Origin of the sequence: Herbaspirillum autotrophicum (assembly GCF_001189915.1) — a bacterium.
In the GTDB taxonomy this organism is placed as follows: domain Bacteria; phylum Pseudomonadota; class Gammaproteobacteria; order Burkholderiales; family Burkholderiaceae_D; genus Herbaspirillum; species Herbaspirillum autotrophicum.
Genome location: NZ_LFLS01000097.1, coordinates 1 through 233, shown reverse-complemented (window position 1 = coordinate 233; position 233 = coordinate 1). Strand labels below are relative to the sequence as shown.

At 57.5% G+C, this 233-nt stretch carries 1 protein-coding gene; it reads left to right on the top strand.

Features of this window, described 5'->3' with window-relative positions; translation table 11 throughout:
• Positions 1–233: two-partner secretion domain-containing protein (locus tag AKL27_RS26955; RefSeq protein ID WP_157057142.1), on the top strand; the 233-nt coding region annotated here is incomplete at both ends.

The window sequence follows — 233 nt, the reverse complement described above, 5'->3', positions numbered from 1 at the left end:
GGCAAGACCACGGTGACGATTCAGCAGACCGCCGACAAGGCCATTCTCAATTGGGAAACCTTCAACGTCGGCATGAACACCACGGTCAATTTCCAGCAGCAAGCGAGCTGGTCGGTATTGAACCGGGTCAATGATCCGCTGGCACGGCCGAGCCAGATTCAGGGCCAGATCACCGGTGACGGCAACATCATGATCGTCAACCGCAACGGCATCGTGTTCAGTGGCAGCAGCCA